This is a genomic window from Bradyrhizobium sp. DOA9 (assembly GCF_000617845.2).
Classification (GTDB): domain Bacteria; phylum Pseudomonadota; class Alphaproteobacteria; order Rhizobiales; family Xanthobacteraceae; genus Bradyrhizobium.
Window position 1 is genome coordinate 5862832 of record NZ_DF820425.1, and the last position, 18283, is coordinate 5881114.

General features: G+C 65.3%; 18 protein-coding genes. 11 read left to right on the top strand and 7 right to left on the bottom strand.

Annotated elements, in window-relative coordinates; all coding sequences use genetic code 11:
* The first annotated feature begins 10 nt into the window (after nt 1-10).
* The 3 genes from BDOA9_RS27630 (at nt 11) to BDOA9_RS27640 (ending at nt 3628) form a co-directional block, all read left to right on the top strand.
* Nucleotides 11-1183 carry a M20 aminoacylase family protein gene (locus tag BDOA9_RS27630; RefSeq protein WP_025037184.1) on the top strand — a complete coding sequence of 391 codons (1173 nt, stop codon included), beginning with the start codon at nt 11-13 and terminating at the stop codon, nt 1181-1183.
* Nucleotides 1176-2597: an amidase gene (locus BDOA9_RS27635; protein ID WP_025037185.1), complete on the top strand. Its 1422-nt coding sequence runs from the start codon at nt 1176-1178 to the stop codon at nt 2595-2597. Before BDOA9_RS27630 ends, BDOA9_RS27635 begins: the two co-directional genes overlap by 8 nt.
* Before the next feature lie 140 nt (nt 2598-2737).
* Nucleotides 2738-3628: a crotonase/enoyl-CoA hydratase family protein gene (locus BDOA9_RS27640; RefSeq protein WP_025037186.1), complete on the top strand. Its 891-nt coding sequence runs from the start codon at nt 2738-2740 to the stop codon at nt 3626-3628.
* A gap of 110 nt (nt 3629-3738) precedes the next feature.
* Here the strand turns inward: BDOA9_RS27640 and BDOA9_RS27645 are convergent, their stop codons facing one another.
* From BDOA9_RS27645 to BDOA9_RS27655, 3 genes are all read right to left on the bottom strand, one after another.
* A complete protein-coding gene (locus tag BDOA9_RS27645) occupies nt 3739-4716 on the bottom strand; it encodes an NADPH:quinone oxidoreductase family protein (RefSeq protein WP_025037187.1) in 978 nt (325 codons plus the stop codon).
* Nucleotides 4716-5324 (bottom strand): 2-hydroxychromene-2-carboxylate isomerase, encoded by a 609-nt coding sequence (locus BDOA9_RS27650; RefSeq protein ID WP_025037188.1) that lies wholly within the window; start codon nt 5322-5324, stop codon nt 4716-4718. Before BDOA9_RS27650 ends, BDOA9_RS27645 begins: the two co-directional genes overlap by 1 nt.
* Before the next feature lie 134 nt (nt 5325-5458).
* The gene (locus tag BDOA9_RS27655; protein ID WP_025037189.1) at nt 5459-6160 is read right to left on the bottom strand and encodes a glutathione S-transferase N-terminal domain-containing protein; all 702 of its coding nucleotides are present in this window, start codon (nt 6158-6160) and stop codon (nt 5459-5461) included.
* Nucleotides 6161-6305: 145 nt separating this feature from the next.
* Here BDOA9_RS27655 and BDOA9_RS27660 point away from each other — a divergent pair, with 145 nt between their 5' ends.
* Nucleotides 6306-7328: a methionine synthase gene (locus BDOA9_RS27660; RefSeq protein WP_025037190.1), complete on the top strand. Its 1023-nt coding sequence runs from the start codon at nt 6306-6308 to the stop codon at nt 7326-7328.
* 18 nt (nt 7329-7346) lie between these two features.
* Here the strand turns inward: BDOA9_RS27660 and BDOA9_RS27665 are convergent, their stop codons facing one another.
* From BDOA9_RS27665 to BDOA9_RS27675, 3 genes are all read right to left on the bottom strand, one after another.
* On the bottom strand, nt 7347-7964 hold the full coding sequence (locus BDOA9_RS27665; protein WP_025037191.1) for a hypothetical protein: 618 nt from the start codon (nt 7962-7964) through the stop codon (nt 7347-7349).
* Between the two features lie 109 nt (nt 7965-8073).
* The gene (gene gpt, locus BDOA9_RS27670; RefSeq protein ID WP_025037192.1) at nt 8074-8601 is read right to left on the bottom strand and encodes a xanthine phosphoribosyltransferase; all 528 of its coding nucleotides are present in this window, start codon (nt 8599-8601) and stop codon (nt 8074-8076) included.
* 137 nt (nt 8602-8738) lie between these two features.
* A complete protein-coding gene (locus tag BDOA9_RS27675; protein WP_025037193.1) occupies nt 8739-9476 on the bottom strand; it encodes a competence/damage-inducible protein A in 738 nt (245 codons plus the stop codon).
* 278 nt (nt 9477-9754) lie between these two features.
* Between BDOA9_RS27675 and BDOA9_RS27680 the strand changes: the two genes are divergently transcribed.
* The 6 genes from BDOA9_RS27680 (at nt 9755) to BDOA9_RS27705 (ending at nt 15298) form a co-directional block, all read left to right on the top strand.
* Nucleotides 9755-11173: a circularly permuted type 2 ATP-grasp protein gene (locus tag BDOA9_RS27680; RefSeq protein WP_025037194.1), complete on the top strand. Its 1419-nt coding sequence runs from the start codon at nt 9755-9757 to the stop codon at nt 11171-11173.
* A gap of 4 nt (nt 11174-11177) precedes the next feature.
* Nucleotides 11178-12122 carry an alpha-E domain-containing protein gene (locus BDOA9_RS27685; protein WP_025037195.1) on the top strand — a complete coding sequence of 315 codons (945 nt, stop codon included), beginning with the start codon at nt 11178-11180 and terminating at the stop codon, nt 12120-12122.
* A 118-nt stretch (nt 12123-12240) separates the two neighbouring features.
* Nucleotides 12241-13089, top strand: a complete 849-nt coding sequence (locus tag BDOA9_RS27690; protein ID WP_025037196.1) for a transglutaminase family protein — start codon at nt 12241-12243, stop codon at nt 13087-13089.
* A 68-nt stretch (nt 13090-13157) separates the two neighbouring features.
* The gene (locus BDOA9_RS27695) at nt 13158-13565 is read left to right on the top strand and encodes a carboxymuconolactone decarboxylase family protein (RefSeq protein WP_025037197.1); all 408 of its coding nucleotides are present in this window, start codon (nt 13158-13160) and stop codon (nt 13563-13565) included.
* Nucleotides 13566-13757: 192 nt separating this feature from the next.
* The gene (locus tag BDOA9_RS27700) at nt 13758-14516 is read left to right on the top strand and encodes a proteasome-type protease (protein WP_025037198.1); all 759 of its coding nucleotides are present in this window, start codon (nt 13758-13760) and stop codon (nt 14514-14516) included.
* Nucleotides 14517-14539: 23 nt separating this feature from the next.
* A complete protein-coding gene (locus tag BDOA9_RS27705; protein WP_025037199.1) occupies nt 14540-15298 on the top strand; it encodes an SDR family oxidoreductase in 759 nt (252 codons plus the stop codon).
* Between the two features lie 208 nt (nt 15299-15506).
* Here BDOA9_RS27705 and BDOA9_RS27710 read toward each other — a convergent pair whose 3' ends face one another.
* The gene (locus tag BDOA9_RS27710; RefSeq protein WP_042336794.1) at nt 15507-16745 is read right to left on the bottom strand and encodes an MFS transporter; all 1239 of its coding nucleotides are present in this window, start codon (nt 16743-16745) and stop codon (nt 15507-15509) included.
* Nucleotides 16746-16906: 161 nt separating this feature from the next.
* Here BDOA9_RS27710 and BDOA9_RS27715 point away from each other — a divergent pair, with 161 nt between their 5' ends.
* Nucleotides 16907-18175, top strand: coding sequence for a NupC/NupG family nucleoside CNT transporter (locus BDOA9_RS27715; protein ID WP_025037201.1), 1269 nt, complete (start codon nt 16907-16909; stop codon nt 18173-18175).
* Nucleotides 18176-18283 lie beyond the last annotated feature (108 nt).

The following is an 18283-nucleotide window of genomic DNA, read 5'->3' on the forward strand; positions in this document are numbered from 1 at the left end:
GACAGGACACATGCCCACGATCGATCGCATCGACGGCTACGCCGACGAACTCACCGCCATCAGGCGCGACCTTCACGCCCATCCCGAGATCGGCTTCGAGGAAGTACGCACCTCCGGCATCGTCGCCGACAAGCTGACAAGCTGGGGCATCGAGGTGCATCGCGGCCTCGGCGGCACCGGCGTGATCGGAATCATCAAGGGCAAGGGCTCCGGCGGCAAGCGCATTGGCCTGCGCGCCGACATGGACGCGCTGCCGATGGAAGAGAACACCAACCTGAAATGGAGCTCGAAGATCCCCGGCCGCTTCCACGGCTGCGGCCATGACGGCCACACCACCATGCTGCTCGGCACCGCGCGCTATCTCGCCGAGACCCGGAATTTCGACGGCACCGTGCACCTGATCTTCCAGCCGGCCGAGGAAGGCCTCGGCGGCGCCCGCGCCATGATCAAGGACGGCCTGTTCGAGAAGTTCCCGTGCGACGAGCTCTACGGTCTGCACAACGCGCCCGACCTCAACCATGGCGAGATCGCGATCCTGCCCGGGCCCGCCATGGCCGCCGCCGACTTCTTCGACCTCCGCATCACCGGTTATGGCGCGCATGGCGCGATGCCCGAGCGCTCCAAGGACGCAGTGATCATCGCCACCACGCTGGCGCAGGCGATCCAGACCATCGTCAGCCGCAACGTCGAGCCGCTCCAGGCTGCGGTGATCTCGATCACCCAGATCCATGCCGGCTCCGCCTACAACGTCATTCCCGGCGATGCGCATCTGTGCGGCACCATCCGCACCTTCTCGAAGGAAGTCCGCACCTTGGTGAGCGAACGCATCCGCACCATCTGCGCCGGCATCGCGAGCGCCTATAATTGCGCGATCGATGTTGACATCCGCGACACCTTCAACGTTCTGGTCAACCAGGTCGAGCAGTCCAAGGTGGTCGAGGAGGTCGCGCGCACGATCGTCGATCCCGCCAACGTGATCACCCGCACCCAACCGAAGATGGGCAGCGAGGATTTCGCCGACATGCTGGAGACCATTCCCGGCGCTTATTTCTGGGTCGGCCATGACGGCTCGGTGCCCGTGCACAATCCCGGCTTCGTGCTCGACGACAAGATCCTGCCGATCGGCGCCAGCATGTTCGCCCGCATCGTCGAGACGCGGATGCCGGTGGGTGGCAATGCATAAAAAGAGCGTCCAGGAAGCGGTCACCTCGCTGCACGATCTGTCCGCGGTCGATCTGATCGCGGGCTATCGCGCCAAGCAGTTCTCGCCGAGCGAGGTGCTGGAGGACGTGCTCGCGCATGTCGCGGCGTGGGAACCGCATCTCAACGCTCTCTACGCCTTCGATCCCGACGGCGCGCGCGAAGCCGCCAAGGCCTCGACCGCGCGCTGGAGCGGCGGCGAGCCCTCGGGTTCGCTCGATGGCGTGCCTGTCACGGTGAAGGACAACATCGCGACCAAGGGCGTGCCGGTGCCGCTGGGCGCCGCCAGCGTCAAGCTCGTGCCGGCCGAGAAGGACGCCCCGCCCGCCGCGCGCCTGCGTGAAGCAGGCAGCATCATTTTCGCCAAGACCACCATGCCCGACTACGGCATGCTGTCCTCCGGGCTCTCCTCGTTCCATGCGCTCGCGCGCAATCCCTGGGACCTCAGCAAGAACCCGGGCGGCTCCAGTGCGGGCGCAGGCGCCGCGGCTGCAGCCGGCTATGGCCCCTTGCATCTCGGCACCGATATCGGTGGCTCGGTGCGCCTGCCCGCGGGCTGGTGCGGCCTCGTCGGCCTGAAGCCGAGTTTCGGCCGCGTGCCGATCGATCCGACCTATGTCGGCCGTGTCGCCGGCCCGATGACCCGCACGGTCGATGATTGCGCGCTGATGATGAGCGCGATCGCCAAGCCCGACCGGCGCGACGGCATGAGCCTGCCGGCCGAGCCGCTGAACTGGAAGGGACTGGAAAAGTCTCCGCGAAAACTGCGTATCGGGTTGATGCTCGATCCCGGCTGCGGCCTGGCGCTGGAGAAGCCGGTGCGCGAGGTCGCGGTGAAGGCGGCCAAGGCGTTCGAATCCGCAGGCAGCGTCATCACCGAGGTCGGCGGCATCCTCACGCGCGAGATGCTCGACGGTCTCGACAATTTCTGGCGCGCGCGGATGTGGGACGATCTGTCCAGGCTGACGCCAGCCGAGCAGGCCAAGGTGCTGCCCTATATCCTCAAATGGGGCGGGTCAGGCGCCAAGCTCTCGGGCGTCGACGTCATCCGCGGCTTCAACCAGACCATGGCGATCCGCGCGGCTGCGGCGAAGCTGTTTTGCGAGCTCGACTATGTGATCTCGCCGACTGCGCCGAACGTGAACTATCCGGCGGAATGGGCCTCGCCAACCAACGATCCCATGAAGCCGTTCGAGCACATCGCCTATACCGTGCCGTGGAATATGTCGGAGAACCCGGCAATCTCCCTCAACGGCGGCTTCGACGCCAAGGGCTTTCCCATCGGCGTGCAGATCGTCGGCCGCCGCTTCGACGACATCGGCGTGCTCGGCATGGCCAAGGCTTTCGAAGGTCTGCGCGGCCCGCAGCGGCCCTGGCCGAAGCCGCCGGCGAAGTAGCCGGCGCGCATCTAGCGTCTCAGCACAACTCGTCATGCGCGGGCTCGACCCGCGCATCCATCCTCTTCAAAAAGATGGATTGCCGGGTCAAGCCCGGCAATGACAGAATTGATTCAAGAATGACAAGGAAGGAAACCACCATGGCGTATGAGACGATCAAGTACGAGGTCGCCGAGCAGATCCTCACCATCACGCTGAACCGGCCCGACAAGCTCAACGCCTTCAACGCGCAGATGCAGAAGGAGCTGATCGACGCGTTCGACGCCGCCGACAAGGACGACGAGGTCCGCGCCATCATCGTCACCGGCGCCGGCCGCGGCTTTTGCGCGGGCGCCGATCTCTCCTCCGGCGCCGACACGTTCGATCGCGACGCGCGGCGCGGACCGGTGAAGCGCTTCGCCGACGGCAAGGTCGACTACAGCGACCCGCAGGTGCGCGACGGCGGCGGCCAGGTCACCTTGCGCATCTTCAAGTGCCTCAAGCCCGTGATCGCCGCGGTGAACGGCCCGGCCGTCGGCATCGGCGTCACCATGCAGCTTGCGATGGACATCCGCATCGCCTCGGAGGCGGCGCGGTTCGGCTTCGTGTTCTCCCAGCGCGGCATCGTGCCGGAGGCGGCCTCGAGCTGGTTCCTGCCGCGCATCGTCGGCATCTCGCAGGCGCTGGAATGGTGCTATTCGGGCCGCGTCTTCCCGGCGCAAGAGGCCCTTACCGGACGCCTCGTCAGCAAGGTGGTCCCGCCGGACGATCTGCTGCCGACCGCACGTGCGCTCGCCAAGGAGTTTGCCGCAAAGACGGCGCCAGTGTCGGTCGCGCTGATCCGCCAGATGATGTGGCGCATGATGGGTGCCGACGATCCGATGGAAGCCCACAAGGTCGACAGCCGCGGCATCTATGCCCGCGGCCGCTCGGACGACGTGAAGGAAGGCGTGGTGTCGTTCCTGGAGAAGCGTCCGGCGCAGTTCAAGAACAAGGTCTCGACGGACATGCCGGATTATTTCCCGTGGTGGACGGAGCGGGAGTATAAGTAGCTTCGTAGCTCTCGTAGGGTGGGCAAAGCGAAGCGTGCCCACGCACTTTTCGCGATCGAGAGAGATGGTGGGCACGGCGCAAGGGCGCCTTTGCCCACCCTACGGCACCGTCACTCCATCACCAGCGCCACGCGCCCGATCGCCTTGCGCTCGATCAACAGCCGCATCGCCTTGGCATAGTCCTCCAGCGGCAGGCGGTGCGAGATATTGGGGCGCAGCTTGCCCTGCTCCGCCCATTGCAACAGCGCCTTCAGGCGGATCTCGCCGAGCGCGGGATTCTTGCGCACCGCTTCACCGGCGCGGACGCCGAGCACACTGGCGCCCTTTATCAGCAACAGATTGGTCCTGGCCGAGCCGATGCCGCCGGTGAAGCCGATCACCAGCAGCCGCGCGCCCCAGGCGATGCAGCGCATCGAGTCCTCGAAGACCTGGCCACCGACGGGATCGAACACGACGTCGGCGCCGCGTCCGTCGGTGATGCGCTTGACGGCATCGCGAAACGGTTCACGGTCGTAGCGGACGAGATGATCGGCGCCGCGCGATTTCGCGATCGCGAGCTTCTCGTCGCTGGAGGCGGTCGCAATCACCGTCGCACCCAGCATCTTGCCGATCTCGACGGCGGCAAGGCCGACGCCGCCGCCGGCGCCATGGACCAGCAGCACCTCGCCCGGCGCGACCCGGCCGCGATCGATCAACGCATGATAAGCGGTGCCATGGCCGGCGAGATAGGTCGCAGCCTCCGCATAGTCGAAGGTGGACGGCATCGGGGTGAGCTGCGACGGCGTCACCACCGCTTCATCCGTGAAGGCACCAAAGCGCATCTTGACGATGACCTTGTCGCCGACGGCAAAGCCGCTTGCCTGCGGCCCCACCTCGATGACGTCGCCGGCCGCTTCCATGCCCGGCGTGAACGGCAGCTCCGGCTTGAGCTGGTATTCGCCGGCGGCCATCAGCACGTCGGGAAAGTTCAGCCCGGCGGCGCGGATGGCGATGCGGACCTCGCCCGGCTTCAGCGCGCGCGACGGAAATTCTTCCAGCCGCAAACGCTCGGGCGCGCCGAGCTCGCGGCAGACGACGGCGCGCACCATCAGGCCGCGCTCGCCTTGGCACGCGCGAGCGCTTCGCGGATCAGCGGCAGGCGGTCATTGCCGAAATACATGTCGGTCTTGTTCACGAAGATCGTCGGCGAACCGAAGCCGCCGCGCGCCACGACCTCCTCGGTATTGGCCTTGAGCTGGTCCTTGATGCCCTGCTCGGCAATGCCGGCGAAGAACTTCTGCTCGTCGATGCCTACCTTCTTGCAGATTTCAGCCAGCACCGCGTCCTGCGAGATGTCCTTGTCCTCGCCCCAATAGGTCTCGAACACAGCGGTTGCGAACGGCACCATGTCCCGACCGAGCCAGATGCAACCGCGCATCGCCTTGACGCTGTTCACGGGAAACACCGTCGGCGGCATCTTGATGGCAAGACCCGCCGAGCGCGCCCAGTCGGCGAGGTCCTTCTTCATGTAGCGCGCCTTCAGCGGCACCGGCTTCTCGCGCTGCGCGTAGACGCTCGGATTGACGGTGTTGAAGATGCCGCCGACCAGGATCGGCCGCCACACGATTTGGGCGCCGAGCTCTTTCGCGAGCGGCTGGATGTTGTGGAAGGCGAGATAGGTCCAGGGGCTGGAGCAGTCGAAGAAGAATTCGATCATGGGGGGTCCTTTGTGTCTTGTTTCTCTCGATCTCTCCCCCGTCATTGCGAGCGAAGCGAAGCAATCCAGAGTCTTTCCGCGGAACCAGTCTGGATTGCTTCGCTTCGCTCGCAACGACGCGGAGAGAGCGAAGCTCATCTCTTTCCCAACACTTCCTTCGCACGCTGGCCGAACATGATCTTGCGTGATTCCTCGTCGAACGGCTCCTTCACGAACTTTCCGATCGCGAGCCCCGCCTGCACCTGCGGCCTTGCGCGGACCTCGGCGTACCAGCGTTTCACATTGGGATAGTCGTCGAGCGTAAAGCCCTGCGCCTTGTGGGTCATGGTCCAGGGGAAGCAGGCGATGTCGGCAATGGAATAGTCGCCGGCGACATAGGCGCCGGTCCTGGCCAATTGGCGATCGAGCACGCCGTAGAGCCGCGCCGCCTCGTCGCGATAGCGCTCGATGGCGTAAGGGATCTTCTCGGCCGCATAGAGCGCGAAATGGCCGTGCTGGCCGAGCATCGGGCCGAGGCCAGCCATCTGCCACATCACCCACTGGATCGTGGTGGAGCGGCCGCGCAAATCGGCAGGCAGGAAGCGGCCGGTCTTCTCCGCGAGATAGATCAGGATCGCACCGGTCTCGAACGCCGAGAACGGCGCGCCGCCATCAGCGGGATCATGATCGACGATCGCGGGAATGCGGTTGTTCGGCGAGATCGCGAGGAACTCAGGATTGAACTGCTCGCCGGCGCGGATATTCACGGGGATCACCTGATAGGGAAGCCCGAGTTCCTCCAGCATGATCGAGATTTTCCAGCCGTTCGGCGTCGGCGCGTAATAGAGGTCGATCATGACCTGTCCCTTGGCTTTTCCTTTGGGCCTTGCCTCGGCCCTTCCCTGTCGCCGCTGCTGGAATGAAGAGCGACTTTCGTTGTTCTGTACCTCGACGTTAGGACATGGCAGGAAGGGGCGCAACCAACCTGCCGGGAGGGCCGCCATGCTGTTTCCAACCACGATCGCCGGCTCCTTGCCGAAGCCGGAATGGCTCGCCGAGCCCAACATGCTCTGGGCGCCCTGGAAGTCCGAAGGCGACGAATTGCTCCGCGCCAAGCGCGACGCGACGCTGATCTGGCTGAAGATCCAGGAGGACGCCGGCATCGACATCGTCACCGAAGGCGAGCAGGCGCGGCAGCATTTCGTGCACGGCTTCCTGGAGAAGATCGAGGGCATCGATTTCGCCCACAAGGTCGAGATGGGAATCCGGAAAGACCGCTACAAGGCGATGGTGCCGCAGGTGGTCGCCCCGCTCCGGCTGAAGGGCCGCATCCATGAGTTCGAGGCGCGCGTCGCTCGCACGCATACGAAGAAACAGGTGAAATTCACACTGCCCGGCCCGATGACCATCATCGACACCATTGCGGACCGCTATTATGGCGACCGCGTCAAGATGGCCTTTGCCTTCGCCGAGCTCTTGAACGAGGAAGCCAAGGCCTTGCAGGCCGACGGCGTCGATCTCGTGCAGTTCGACGAGCCCGCCTTCAACGTCTACATGGACGAGGTCAACGATTGGGGCATCAAGGCGCTGGAGCGCGCCGCAGAGGGCCTCACCTGCGCCACCGCCGTGCACATCTGCTACGGCTACGGCATCAAGGCCAACACCGACTGGAAGGAGACGCTCGGCAGCCAGTGGCGGCAATACGAGCAGATCTTCCCGGCGATCGACGCGAGCCCGATCCAGCAGGTCGCGATCGAGTGCCGCAATTCCAAGGTGCCGCTCGACCTGCTCGCGTTGCTCAAGAACAAGATCGTGCAGGCCGGCGTGATCGACGTCGCCAGCGACACCGTGGAGACGGCCGAAGACGTCGTGAAGGTGATCGACGCCGTGTCGCAATTCGTGCCGAAGAGCAACATCGTCGCCACCACCAATTGCGGCATGGCGCCGATGCGGCGCGAGATCGCCGAAGCCAAGCTGATGGCGCTCGGCGCCGGCGCGGCGCTGGCGCGCGAGAGGCTGGGTTGATCACGAGACCTCAGTGCTTCAGCCCGCCGCCGTCGGATGCAACACGGGCCGGTAGCCGGCCATGATCGCGCGCAGCGTGGAAGGCGGCGTCAACAGCATCGCCCGATCGACCACGCGTGCATGCGACGTGTAGCCCGCCGGCGACCACAGCAGCGTCTGTCCCTGCATCGCCAGAAAGCTGTCTTCGCCCCGCTGCACCATCGCGCCGTCGGGCAATTGCGCGAGCGGCATCGGCAATTCATGCAGCCGTTTCCTGCCGCGATCGAGACGCTCGCGATGCAGGATGGCATCCATCGCCTTGGCGCTGATGCCGCTCGCACCATTGCCCTTCTCCCACGCTGCGCGAAACCGCTTGGCGTCGTCGCGCCGGCAGAAGAAGCAGGGCCGGTGTCCTGCCGCGAAGGCGGTGGCCTCGTCGAGGAAGAACAGCTCGGTCCAGCTGCGCCGCGCCATCACCGGCCGCCGCCAGCCGCGGAATTCGCACAGGCAGGTGATCCAGGCCGGCGTCGACCAGCGCTTCTTCAGCAGCGTCTTGGTGGCGGGATCGTGGATGATGCCGCGATTGCCGGTGAACAGGCCGCGATGCGGCGTGGCGATGATGTCGCCGGTCGGGGTGACGCGGTTTTGCAGGGGCATCGGTGTCTCAACCCGTCATTGCGAGGAGCCCTTCGCGACGAAGCAATCCAGACCGCCTCCGCGGATGCATTTCTGGATTGCTTCGCTTCGCTCGCAATGACGGTGTCCGTCACGCCGCGCCGTCGCGCAGCGGCGGGTGGTAGGACAGCGCGGTGTCCCAGGGGAAGAAGATCCAGGTGTCCTGCGACACCTCCGTGATGAAGGTGTCGACCAGCGGACGTCCCATCGGCTTGGCGTAGACGGTCGCGAAATGCGCATCGGGTAGCATCTCGCGCACCATCCTGCCGGTCTTGCCGGTGTCGACGAGGTCGTCGACGATCAACAGGCCCTTGCCGGTGCCGCCGCCGAGATTCATCGCCGCCTCGGAAATCCCCTTGAGCACCTGGAGGTCGCCCTGCTTGTTGTGGTCGTAGCTGGCGATGCAGACCGTATCGATCACGCGCACCCCTAGCTCGCGCGCCACGATCGCGGCGGGCACCAGGCCGCCGCGGGTGATCGCGATCACCGCATGGAACGGACCGACCTCGTTGAGACGCCAGGTCAGCGCTCGGCAATCCCGGTGGAACTGGTCCCACGAGACCGGGAAAGCCTTGCCTGCCCGCTCCTGCGCACTCAGTTCCGGTGCTTCACCAGCCATCGCCTGTCTCCTGCAATCTCGTCCGGCAATTCCCTGCTCAAGCGCGATGCGATTGGGATGAATCGTCATCGCGCTTTAGGTTGTTGTTTGAGCATGATCTTTTCGGAAAACCGCTTCACATTTTTCCGGATCATGCTCTAGCGGTTGATGTTCAATCCCGCCAGCATTTCCTTCACCGCGGCCATTGCCGCCGCGAGCTTCTCCGGATCGCGCGAGCGCACCACCAGGTTGGTGTTGGGCTTCTGCTCCTCGTCCATGAAGGGATAACTGCCGATGATGGTGTCGGGATGGGCGGCGGCGATCGCCCGCAGCGGGCCGCCGATGTCGCCCTCGCGTGCATTGGCGCGAACCGAGTCCGACAGCATGCGCACGCCCGATTTCAGCTTGGGCGCGACGATGTCCATCATCGCCTGCATGATCGAGGGCACGCCGGCCATGACGATGACATTGCCGATCTTGAAGCCGGGAGCGAGGATGGTCGCGCTCTGGATCAGCTCGGCACCGTCGGGGATGCGGGCCATGCGCAGGCGGGCCTCGTTGAGGTCCTGCTCGCTCCAGCGCTCGCGGAAGCGGGCGACCACCTCAGGGTGATGATCGATGCCGACGCCGAACGCCTTGGCGACGGCATCGGCGGTAATGTCGTCATGGGTCGGCCCGATGCCGCCCGTGGTGAAGACGTAGGTGTAGCGATGCCGCAGTGCATCCAGTGCTGCGATGATGTCGGGCTCGTCGTCGGAGACGACTCGCACCTCCTTCAGGTCGATGCCGATATTGGTCAGGTATTCGGCGATGAAGCCGATGTTCTTGTCCTTGGTCCGGCCGGACAGGATTTCGTCTCCAATGACCAGAATGCCCGCCGTGACGATCTCGCTCATGCCTTAAGTCCCTCACCTGTGACGCCGACTTTGCCGAGGTAACGCGTTGAAGTCACGCGGTTTTGCTTCTGAAATAAGCAGTCTTCAGCCATTTTTTCAGGCACGCCACCGGCCATCGGCGGCAAATGCCCCTTCTCCCTGCTTATCGCGCTGGCCCGGCCCTTGCTACCACATGAAAGTCATGCACTGTTGACGCATGGCCACAGGACGTTGCGGTCTCATCAAGGCCGACGCGACCTGGCTCATGTCGCAGCGCCTGGGGGGACGAGTCGGGATCTATGGCAGTCGCGTTTGACGAAATGAACATTCCCGGCGGGGACCTTCGCCCCGCCTATCAGGAGCTGGCGCGCTGGCTCAAGGAGACGCCTCCCGAGGCGCTCGAATATCGCCGTCAGGAGGCCGAGCTTCTGTTCCGCCGGATCGGCATCACCTTTGCGGTCTACGGCGATTCCGAGTCCACCGAGCGTCTGATCCCCTTCGATGTGATTCCGCGGATCATGTCCGCCAAGGAATGGGCCGTCCTGGAGAAGGGCCTGAAGCAGCGCGTGCGCGCACTCAACATGTTCCTGCGCGACATCTATCACGGCCGCGACATCCTCCGCGCCGACATCGTGCCCGCCGATCTGATCTTCCAGAACCCGGTGTTCCGTCCCGAGATGAACGGCCAAGAGGTGCCGCACGACGTCTACGTGCACATCGCCGGCATCGACATCGTCCGGGTCGACGCCGAGGACTTCATCGTGCTGGAGGACAACGCCCGCACGCCGTCGGGCGTGTCCTACATGCTGGAAAACCGCGAGATCATGATGCGGCTGTTTCCGGATCTGTTCGCCCGCCACAGGGTGGCGCCGGTCGAGCGCTATCCGGACGAGCTGCTCTCGGCGCTCCGCTCGGTCGCGCCGCAAGGCGCCTCCGGCGAGCCGACGGTGGCCCTGCTCACCCCGGGCGTCTACAACTCCGCCTATTACGAGCACTCCTTCCTCGCCGACAAGCTCGGCATCGAGCTGGTCGAGGGCCGCGACCTCGTGGTCAAGAACAACGAAGTGTTCATGCGGACGACGGAAGGGCTGAAGCGGGTCGACGTGATCTATCGCCGCGTCGACGACGACTTCCTCGATCCCCTCACCTTCCGTCCCGATTCCGTGCTCGGCGTGCCCGGGCTGATGTCGGCCTATGCGGCCGGCAACATCACGCTCGCCAACGCCGTCGGCACCGGCATCGCCGACGACAAGGCGATCTACTCCTACATGCCCGACATCGTGAAATTCTATCTGGGCGAGGAGCCGATCCTGAAGAACGTGCCGACCTGGCGCTGCCGCGAGCCGAAGGACCTCGCCTATGTGCTGGACAATCTGAGCGAGCTCGTCGTCAAGGAAGTGCACGGCTCCGGCGGCTACGGCATGCTGATCGGCCCCGCCGCGACCAAGGCCACGATCGAAGCGTTCCGCGACAAGCTCAAGCGCGAGCCGGAAGGCTTCATCGCCCAGCCGACGCTGGCGCTGTCGACCTGCCCGACCTGCACCGCATCGGGCCTCGCGCCGCGCCACGTCGATCTTCGCCCCTTCGTGCTCACGGGCAGCAAGAGCACGACCATCGTGCCGGGCGGGCTCACCCGCGTCGCGCTCAAGGAAGGCTCCCTGGTGGTGAACTCGAGCCAGGGCGGCGGCACCAAGGACACCTGGATTTTGGACGAGTAGAGAGATGCTGTCGCGCACCGCCGAAAACCTCTACTGGCTCGCCCGCTACGTCGAACGGGCCGAATATCTCGCGCGCACCATCGATGCGACGCTGCGCGTCACCGCGCTTCCCGCCGCCTATATCGGCAAGACCAATGAATGGGATTCGGCGCTGCTGACCGCCGGCGTCGCCGCGAGCTTCTATCAGGCCTATGAGGAAGCCAACGAGCACAACGTCGTCGAGTATCTCTCGTTCGCCCAAAACAACCCTTCCTCGATCCGAAACTGCATCGAGGCGGCGCGGCTGAACTCGCGCTCGGTGCGCACCGCGCTCACCAGCGAGATGTGGGACACCATCAATTCGGCCTGGATCGAGCTGCAGGCGGTCTGGAGCAAGGGCACCTCGACGCGCGAGGATCTGGCAAAATTCCTGCGCTTCGTGCAGGAGACTTCGCTGCGCTTCGACGGCTCGGCCTATCGGACCATGCTGCGCAACGACGCCTATTGGTTCTCGCGCATGGGCGTGCATCTGGAACGCGCCGACAACACCGCGCGCATCCTCGACGTGAAGTATCACGTGCTGCTGCCCGAGGAAGAGCATGTCGGCGGCCCGCTCGACTTCTACCAGTGGAGCTCGATCCTGCGCTCGGTCTCGGCGCTGACGGCCTATCACTGGGTCTATCGCGAGACGCTGAAGCCCTGGCTGATCGCGGACCTCCTGATCCTCAATGACACGCTGCCGCGCTCGCTCGCCAGCTGCTACGGCAACCTCGTGCGCAACCTCGACCAGATCGGCGTCGCCTACGGCCGCCAGGGCCCGGCCCAGCGCCACGCCCGCGGCATCCGCAACCGGCTGGAACACAGCAACATGAACGACATTTTCCAGCATGGCGTCCATGAATTCATTCAGGAATTCATCGCGGACAATTCCAGGCTGGGCGAAATCATCACGAAGCAGTATTTGATCTAGTCGAACAGGGACCTACCTCAGCCTTCGTCATTCCGGGGCGCGCGCAGCGCGAACCCGGAATCTCGAGATTCCGGGTTCGGTCCTGCGGACCGCCCCGGAATGACGGAATCGAAACACCATGCGCCTGCGAATCCAGCACACCACGACCTATCGCTACGAGCCGCCGGCCACCAGCGTGATCCAGATCCTGCGCATGACGCCGGGCAGCCATGACGGGCAGTACGTCGCGGAATGGCAGATCGACGTCTCCACCGACACCAAGCTCGACATGCACGAGGACGCGTTCGGCAACGTCACCCACGTGTTGTCCTGCGGGCCCGTCGGCGACATCCAGATCATTGCCGAGGGACTGATCGAGACCCACGACACCGGCGGCGTGCTGCGCGGCAGCGATGAGCGCTTCCCCCCGGTCATGTTCCTGCGCGCCACCGACCTCACCTCCGTCAATCCGGCGATGGCGGCCATCGCGCGCCAGTTGCGCAGCGAGGCCGAGAGCGACACGCTCGGCTTCCTGCACACGCTGATGACTGAGGTTGCCGACCACATGACGTTCGACGAGGACCCCACCAACACCGGCACGTCCGCGGCGGAGGCGTTCACGCTCAAGCGCGGAGTCTGCCAGGATTACGCCCACATCTTCATTGCCTGCGCCCGCGCCGGCGGCGTGCCGGCGCGCTTCGTCTCCGGGCATTTCCTGCGCGCCGACGACACCGTGCACCAGGACGCCGGCCACGCCTGGGCGGAGGCTTACGTGCCCGATCTCGGCTGGGTCGGCTTCGATCCCGCCAACAGCATCTGCGTCACCGATGCCCATGTCCGCGTCGCGATCGGGCTCGACTATCTCGGTGCGGCCCCGGTGCGCGGCACGCGCTACGGCGGCGGCACGGAAACGCTGACGGTGGCCGTGAAGGTCGAACAGGCCGGCCGCGGCGGGCAGTCGCAATCACAATCCCAGCGGCAGAGCTAGGAGCCGGCAGCCGAACGCAATCGCCGTGCTACACTTGCGTCGATCGGATCAGACCGGCGAGGTAGGCCATGGCGACTGTGAAACTGCTTTCGGATGATGAACTCTCGGCGGAGGCGCGCGCCGTTTTCGACGATATCCGCAAGCTACGGAAATCGGACTTCGTCAACAATTTCTGGCGCGCGCTGGCGCACGATCCGAAGACGCTGCGGCGGACCTGGGAGAGCATCAAGGAGGTGATGGCCCCGGGTGCGCTCGATCCCAAGGTCAAGGAAATGCTCTACGTCGCGGTGTCGATCGCCCATGGCTGCAGCTATTGCATCCACTCCCACACGGCCGCGGCGCGGGCCAAGGGCATGACCGAGGCCGAATATGGCGAGCTGCTCGCCATCGTCGGCATGGCCGCCGAAACGAACCGGCTGGTCACGGCGCTCGGCGTGCCGGTCGATGAGGCGTTTCTGGTGGATGCCGGCGAATAGGCTACTCTCTCAACCGGTCATTCCGGGGCGCGCGTAGCGCGAACCCGGAATCCATTGGGCCGCAGAGTTTGTGGATGAATGGATTCCGGGCTCGCGACTTCGTCGCGCCCCGGAATGACGGACCCAATCGGGGGTTGGACCGGCCCCCGAAATTGGCTAGTAATTCCGCGCAAACGCGTTCGGGGACTGGAAATGACCTATTGCTGCGGAATCCTGGTTCGGGACGGTCTGGTGATGATCGCCGACACCCGCACCAATGCCGGCCTCGACAACGTCTCGACCTTCCGCAAGCTGCACATCTTCTCCAAGCCCGGCGAGCGCATCATGGCGATCGCCAGCGCCGGCAACCTCGCCATCAGCCAGTCGGTGCTGTCGACGCTGACCGAGGGCCTCGAAGACCCCAACACGGGCGAGATCGAGACGCTGATGAACGCGCCGACCATGTTCCAGGCCGCCCAGCGCATCGGCCGGGCGATCCGGGCGGTGCATGCCACCGAAGGGCCGGCACTGAAATCCGAGGACGTCTCCTTCGACGTCTCCTTCCTGTTCGGCGGCCAGATCAAGGGCGCGCGCATGCGCCTGTTCATGGTCTACACGGCCGGCAATTTCATCGAGTGCACCACCGACACGCCCTACCTGCAGATCGGCGAGCACAAATACGGCAAGCCGGTGCTCGACCGCGCCATGCATTACGACGTCGAGCTCTACGAGGCGCTGAAGACCGGCCTGATCTCGATGGATTCGACGATGCGCTCGAACCTCGGCGTCGGCCTGCCGATCGACGTGCTGGTGGTGCGCACCGACGCCTGCGAAGCCGATCTCAACCATCGCATCGAGGCGGGCGAGCCTTATTTCCACGACCTTCGCTCACGCTGGTCGGCGGCCTTGCGCGCGGCCCATCAGAACATTCCGCGCCCGCCCTACAAGAACGACAAAGAACCCAAAACCTGACAGAAGAGAAAAGGCAGGAAACGATGAGTGAAGCGAAAAAGATCGCATTGGTGACGGGCGCCGGCACCGGCGTCGGGCGCGCGGCGTCGCTGGCGCTGATGAACACCGGCTTCACCGTAGTGCTCGCAGGGCGCCGGCTCGACATGCTCGAGGAGACGGCCAAGCTCGGTCCCGCCGGGAAGAGCCTCTGCGTCACCGCCGACATGACCAAGCCGGACTCCATCGCCGCGCTGTTCGACAAGGTGAAGGCGACCTATGGCCGTCTCGACGTGCTCTTCAACAATGCCGGCATGGGCGCGCCGGCCGTGAACTTCGAGGATCTCAGCCTCGAGCAATGGCAGGCGGTGGTGAACACCAATCTCACCGGCCCGTTCCTGTGCACCCAGCACGCCTTCCGCATCATGAAGGACCAGACCCCGCGCGGCGGCCGCATCATCAATAACGGCTCGATCTCCGCGCACGCGCCGCGGCCGTTCTCGGCGGCCTACACCTCGACCAAGCACGCCATCACCGGCCTCACCAAGGCCTCCAACCTCGACGGCCGCATGTACGACATCGCGGTCGGCCAGGTCGACATCGGCAATGCCGCGACCCCGATGACCGACCGCATGGTCAACGGCCCCGGCGTGCTGCAGCCCGACGGCACCACCAAGCACGAGCCGCGCATGGACGCGAAAGCGGTCGGCGATGCCGTGGCCTACATGGCCGGCCTGCCGCTCGATGCCAATGTGCTGACCATGACGGTGATGGCAACCAAGATGCCGTTCGTGGGGCGGGGCTGAACAAAAAGCGCGAAAACAACTCCATGCACAGTAGGCGGCGGGAGCCGCCGACTGTTGCCGGGCTGCGGGGGTGATGCGAGCTAACATCCCGCACTGCCTCCACATTCGTCATTGCGAGCGCAGCGAAGCAATCCAGGCTGCCTCGGCGGAGGGATTCTGGATTGCTTCGTCGCAAGGGCTCCTCGCAATGACGAGGAGAGAGTGTGCCCTACTCCAGGCTCTCCACCTTGCGCAGGCTGGGAAACAGCTTCATCCACAAGAGCGCCACCGCGACGGTGGCGACGCCGCCGAGCACGGCGGCGGGCATGGCGCCGAGCAGCGCGGCTGCCACTCCGCTCTCGAACTGGCCGAGTTGGTTCGAGGCGTTGATGAACAGGAAATTCACCGCGCCGACGCGGCCGCGCATCTCGTCGGGCGTCGACAGCTGCACCAGCGAGAAGCGGATCACGACGCTGATCGTGTCGGCCGCACCCAAGACTGCGAGCGCCAGCACCGACAGCCACATCCAGGACGACAGCGCGAACACGATGGTGGCGAAGCCGAACACGATAACGGCCTGGAACATGCGCAGGCCCACATGCCTGGAGATGGCGTGTCGCGCCAGCACCATGGTCATCAACAGCGCGCCGACGGCCGGCGCGGCGCGCAACACCCCGAGCCCGACCGGGCCGGTCTGGAGGATGTCGCGGGCATAGATCGGCAGCAATGCCGTGACGCCGCCGAACAGCACGGCGAACAGATCGAGCGAGATGGTGCCGAGAATCGCCGGGTTGCTGCGGATGAAGCGGACGCCGGCGAAGATGTTGTCGGAGTCCATCCCCTGCTTTGCGATCGCCTGCGGTCGCGGCCGGATGAAGCCGGTCAAGATCATCCCCAGGATCCAGAACAGGACCATCACGGCATAGGCAAGGTGCGGGGCAACGGCATAGGCGATGCCGCCGAGTGCAGGTCCCGTGATGGTCGCAATCTGCGCCGCCCCACTGGAGACGGCGGTGGCACGCTGCAGCGAGCCCTGCGGCGCGATCAGCGGCAGCAGCGCCGCCGTGGTCGGGCTCTCGAACGCGCCGGCGATCCCGAGCAGGAAGGTCGCGATGAAGAGCTGCACCTCGCTGACCGCGCCGAGATAGGTGATGGCCGCGAGATAGAGCGCGGTCGCGGCCTCCACCAGCTGGCAGAGCTGGACCACGCGCTTGCGCTCGTAGCGGTCGGCGGCGTGGCCGGCGACGAACACCAGAAGCGCGGTGGGCAGGAACTGGACGAGGCCGACCATGCCGAGGTCAAAGGCCGAGCCGGTGAGATCGTAGATCTGCCAGCCGATCGCGACCGCCGCGATCTGGCTGGAGAAGCGCGACAGGCTGCGCGAGAGCAGGAAGAACAGGAAGGCGCGGTGGGCGAGAAGCGCGCGAGCGCTGACCGGCGGATGTCCGGATATTGACTGCTCTGGCATCGCCTGTCGGGTCACCCTCGGACCGCTCTTTCCCCTCGATGTCGAAGGCCCCCGCGTGGCCGAGGTGGCCCCGCTTGTCAACACCGTGGCGTTTCCGGCTGCTCCCGGCATTGCCTTTGCAGCGCAGGCACGGCCATAATCATTGAGGGTTTGGGGACACCATGCTGCGCTTGCAATCGGCACTCGGCATTTTCGCATTGCTGTTGATCGCCTTCGCGCTGGCGGAGAATCGGCGCGCCGTGTCGCTGCGCCAGGCGGCGATCGGACTCGCCGCGACCTTCGTCACCGCCCTCGTGCTGTTGAAGCTGCCGGTCGTCGCCCATGCCTTCGGTGCCATCAACGACGCGGTCGGCGCGATCTCGGCGGCCTCGCGGGCCGGCTCCGCCTTCGTGTTCGGCTATGTCGGCGGCGGACCCCTGCCCTTCGACCTGAAGGCGCCGGGCGCGGACTTCATCCTGGCGTTCCAGGCGCTGCCGATCGTGCTGGTCATGAGCGTGCTGACGACGCTGTTGTTCTACTGGCGCGTGCTGCCGCCGATCGTGCGCGGCATGGCCTGGCTCTTGGAGCGCACGCTCGGCGTCGGCGGCGCGGTCGGGCTCTCGACCGCCGCCAACATCTTCCTCGGCATGGTCGAGGCGCCGCTGTTCGTGCGGCCGTATCTGGCACAGATGACGCGCAGCGAGTTGTTCCTGGTGATGACCGGCGGCATGGCCGGCATCGCCGGCACCGTGCTGGTGCTCTATGCGACGCTGCTGGCCCCGCTCATTCCCGACGCAGCCGCGCATTTCGTCATCGCCTCCGTGCTGGGCGCGCCGGCGGCGATCCTGGTCAGCCTGATCATGGTCCCTGAAACCTCCGACAAGCGCACCGGCGGCGCGCTGGAGGATCCCTGGGTCGCGAGCGATCCCGGGATGGAGGTCGCCAGCACGATGGACGCGATCGTGAAAGGCACCGGCGCGGGGATCGAGCTCTTGATCAACATCGTCGCGATGCTGCTGGTGCTGGTGGCGCTGGTCTATCTCCTCAATGCAATCCTCGGCCTGCTCCCGCAGATCGGCGGCGCAGCGATTTCGCTGCAGCGGCTGCTCGGCCTCGTCATGGCGCCGGTGTGCTGGCTGATGGGACTGCCGTGGGACCAGGCGATCATTGCCGGCAGCCTGATGGGCACCAAGACCGTGCTGAACGAGTTGATCGCCTATGTCGACTTCTCGAAGCTACCGCCGGATACGCTCGATCCGCGCTCGCGCCTGATCATGCTCTATGCGATGTGCGGCTTCGCCAATTTCGCCAGCCTCGGCATCATGATCGGCGGCTTGGGCGTGATGGCGCCGGAGCGGCGCGAGGAGATCAACGCGCTGGGGCTGAAGTCGATCGTGTCGGGGACGCTGACGACGTGTCTGATGGGCGCGGTCGTGGGGGTGCTGGCGTAGATATCTCCCCACCGTCATCGCGAGCGAAGCGAAGCAATCCAGAAATGCATCCGCGGAGATAGTCCGGATTGCTTCGTCGCAAGAGCTCCTCGCAATGACGTGGAGAGA

Bases quoted from the DNA above. Each gene is read 5' to 3' on its own strand.
- BDOA9_RS27630 (WP_025037184.1), top strand. From the start codon at position 11: ATGCCCACGATCGATCGCATCGACGGCTACGCCGACGAACTCACCGCC.
- BDOA9_RS27635 (WP_025037185.1), top strand. From the start codon at position 1,176: ATGCATAAAAAGAGCGTCCAGGAAGCGGTCACCTCGCTGCACGATCTG.
- BDOA9_RS27640 (WP_025037186.1), top strand. From the start codon at position 2,738: ATGGCGTATGAGACGATCAAGTACGAGGTCGCCGAGCAGATCCTCACC.
- BDOA9_RS27645 (WP_025037187.1), bottom strand. From the start codon at position 4,716: ATGGTGCGCGCCGTCGTCTGCCGCGAGCTCGGCGCGCCCGAGCGTTTG.
- BDOA9_RS27650 (WP_025037188.1), bottom strand. From the start codon at position 5,324: ATGATCGAATTCTTCTTCGACTGCTCCAGCCCCTGGACCTATCTCGCC.
- BDOA9_RS27655 (WP_025037189.1), bottom strand. From the start codon at position 6,160: ATGATCGACCTCTATTACGCGCCGACGCCGAACGGCTGGAAAATCTCG.
- BDOA9_RS27660 (WP_025037190.1), top strand. From the start codon at position 6,306: ATGCTGTTTCCAACCACGATCGCCGGCTCCTTGCCGAAGCCGGAATGG.
- BDOA9_RS27665 (WP_025037191.1), bottom strand. From the start codon at position 7,964: ATGCCCCTGCAAAACCGCGTCACCCCGACCGGCGACATCATCGCCACG.
- gpt (WP_025037192.1), bottom strand. From the start codon at position 8,601: ATGGCTGGTGAAGCACCGGAACTGAGTGCGCAGGAGCGGGCAGGCAAG.
- BDOA9_RS27675 (WP_025037193.1), bottom strand. From the start codon at position 9,476: ATGAGCGAGATCGTCACGGCGGGCATTCTGGTCATTGGAGACGAAATC.
- BDOA9_RS27680 (WP_025037194.1), top strand. From the start codon at position 9,755: ATGGCAGTCGCGTTTGACGAAATGAACATTCCCGGCGGGGACCTTCGC.
- BDOA9_RS27685 (WP_025037195.1), top strand. From the start codon at position 11,178: ATGCTGTCGCGCACCGCCGAAAACCTCTACTGGCTCGCCCGCTACGTC.
- BDOA9_RS27690 (WP_025037196.1), top strand. From the start codon at position 12,241: ATGCGCCTGCGAATCCAGCACACCACGACCTATCGCTACGAGCCGCCG.
- BDOA9_RS27695 (WP_025037197.1), top strand. From the start codon at position 13,158: ATGGCGACTGTGAAACTGCTTTCGGATGATGAACTCTCGGCGGAGGCG.
- BDOA9_RS27700 (WP_025037198.1), top strand. From the start codon at position 13,758: ATGACCTATTGCTGCGGAATCCTGGTTCGGGACGGTCTGGTGATGATC.
- BDOA9_RS27705 (WP_025037199.1), top strand. From the start codon at position 14,540: ATGAGTGAAGCGAAAAAGATCGCATTGGTGACGGGCGCCGGCACCGGC.
- BDOA9_RS27710 (WP_042336794.1), bottom strand. From the start codon at position 16,745: ATGCCAGAGCAGTCAATATCCGGACATCCGCCGGTCAGCGCTCGCGCG.
- BDOA9_RS27715 (WP_025037201.1), top strand. From the start codon at position 16,907: ATGCTGCGCTTGCAATCGGCACTCGGCATTTTCGCATTGCTGTTGATC.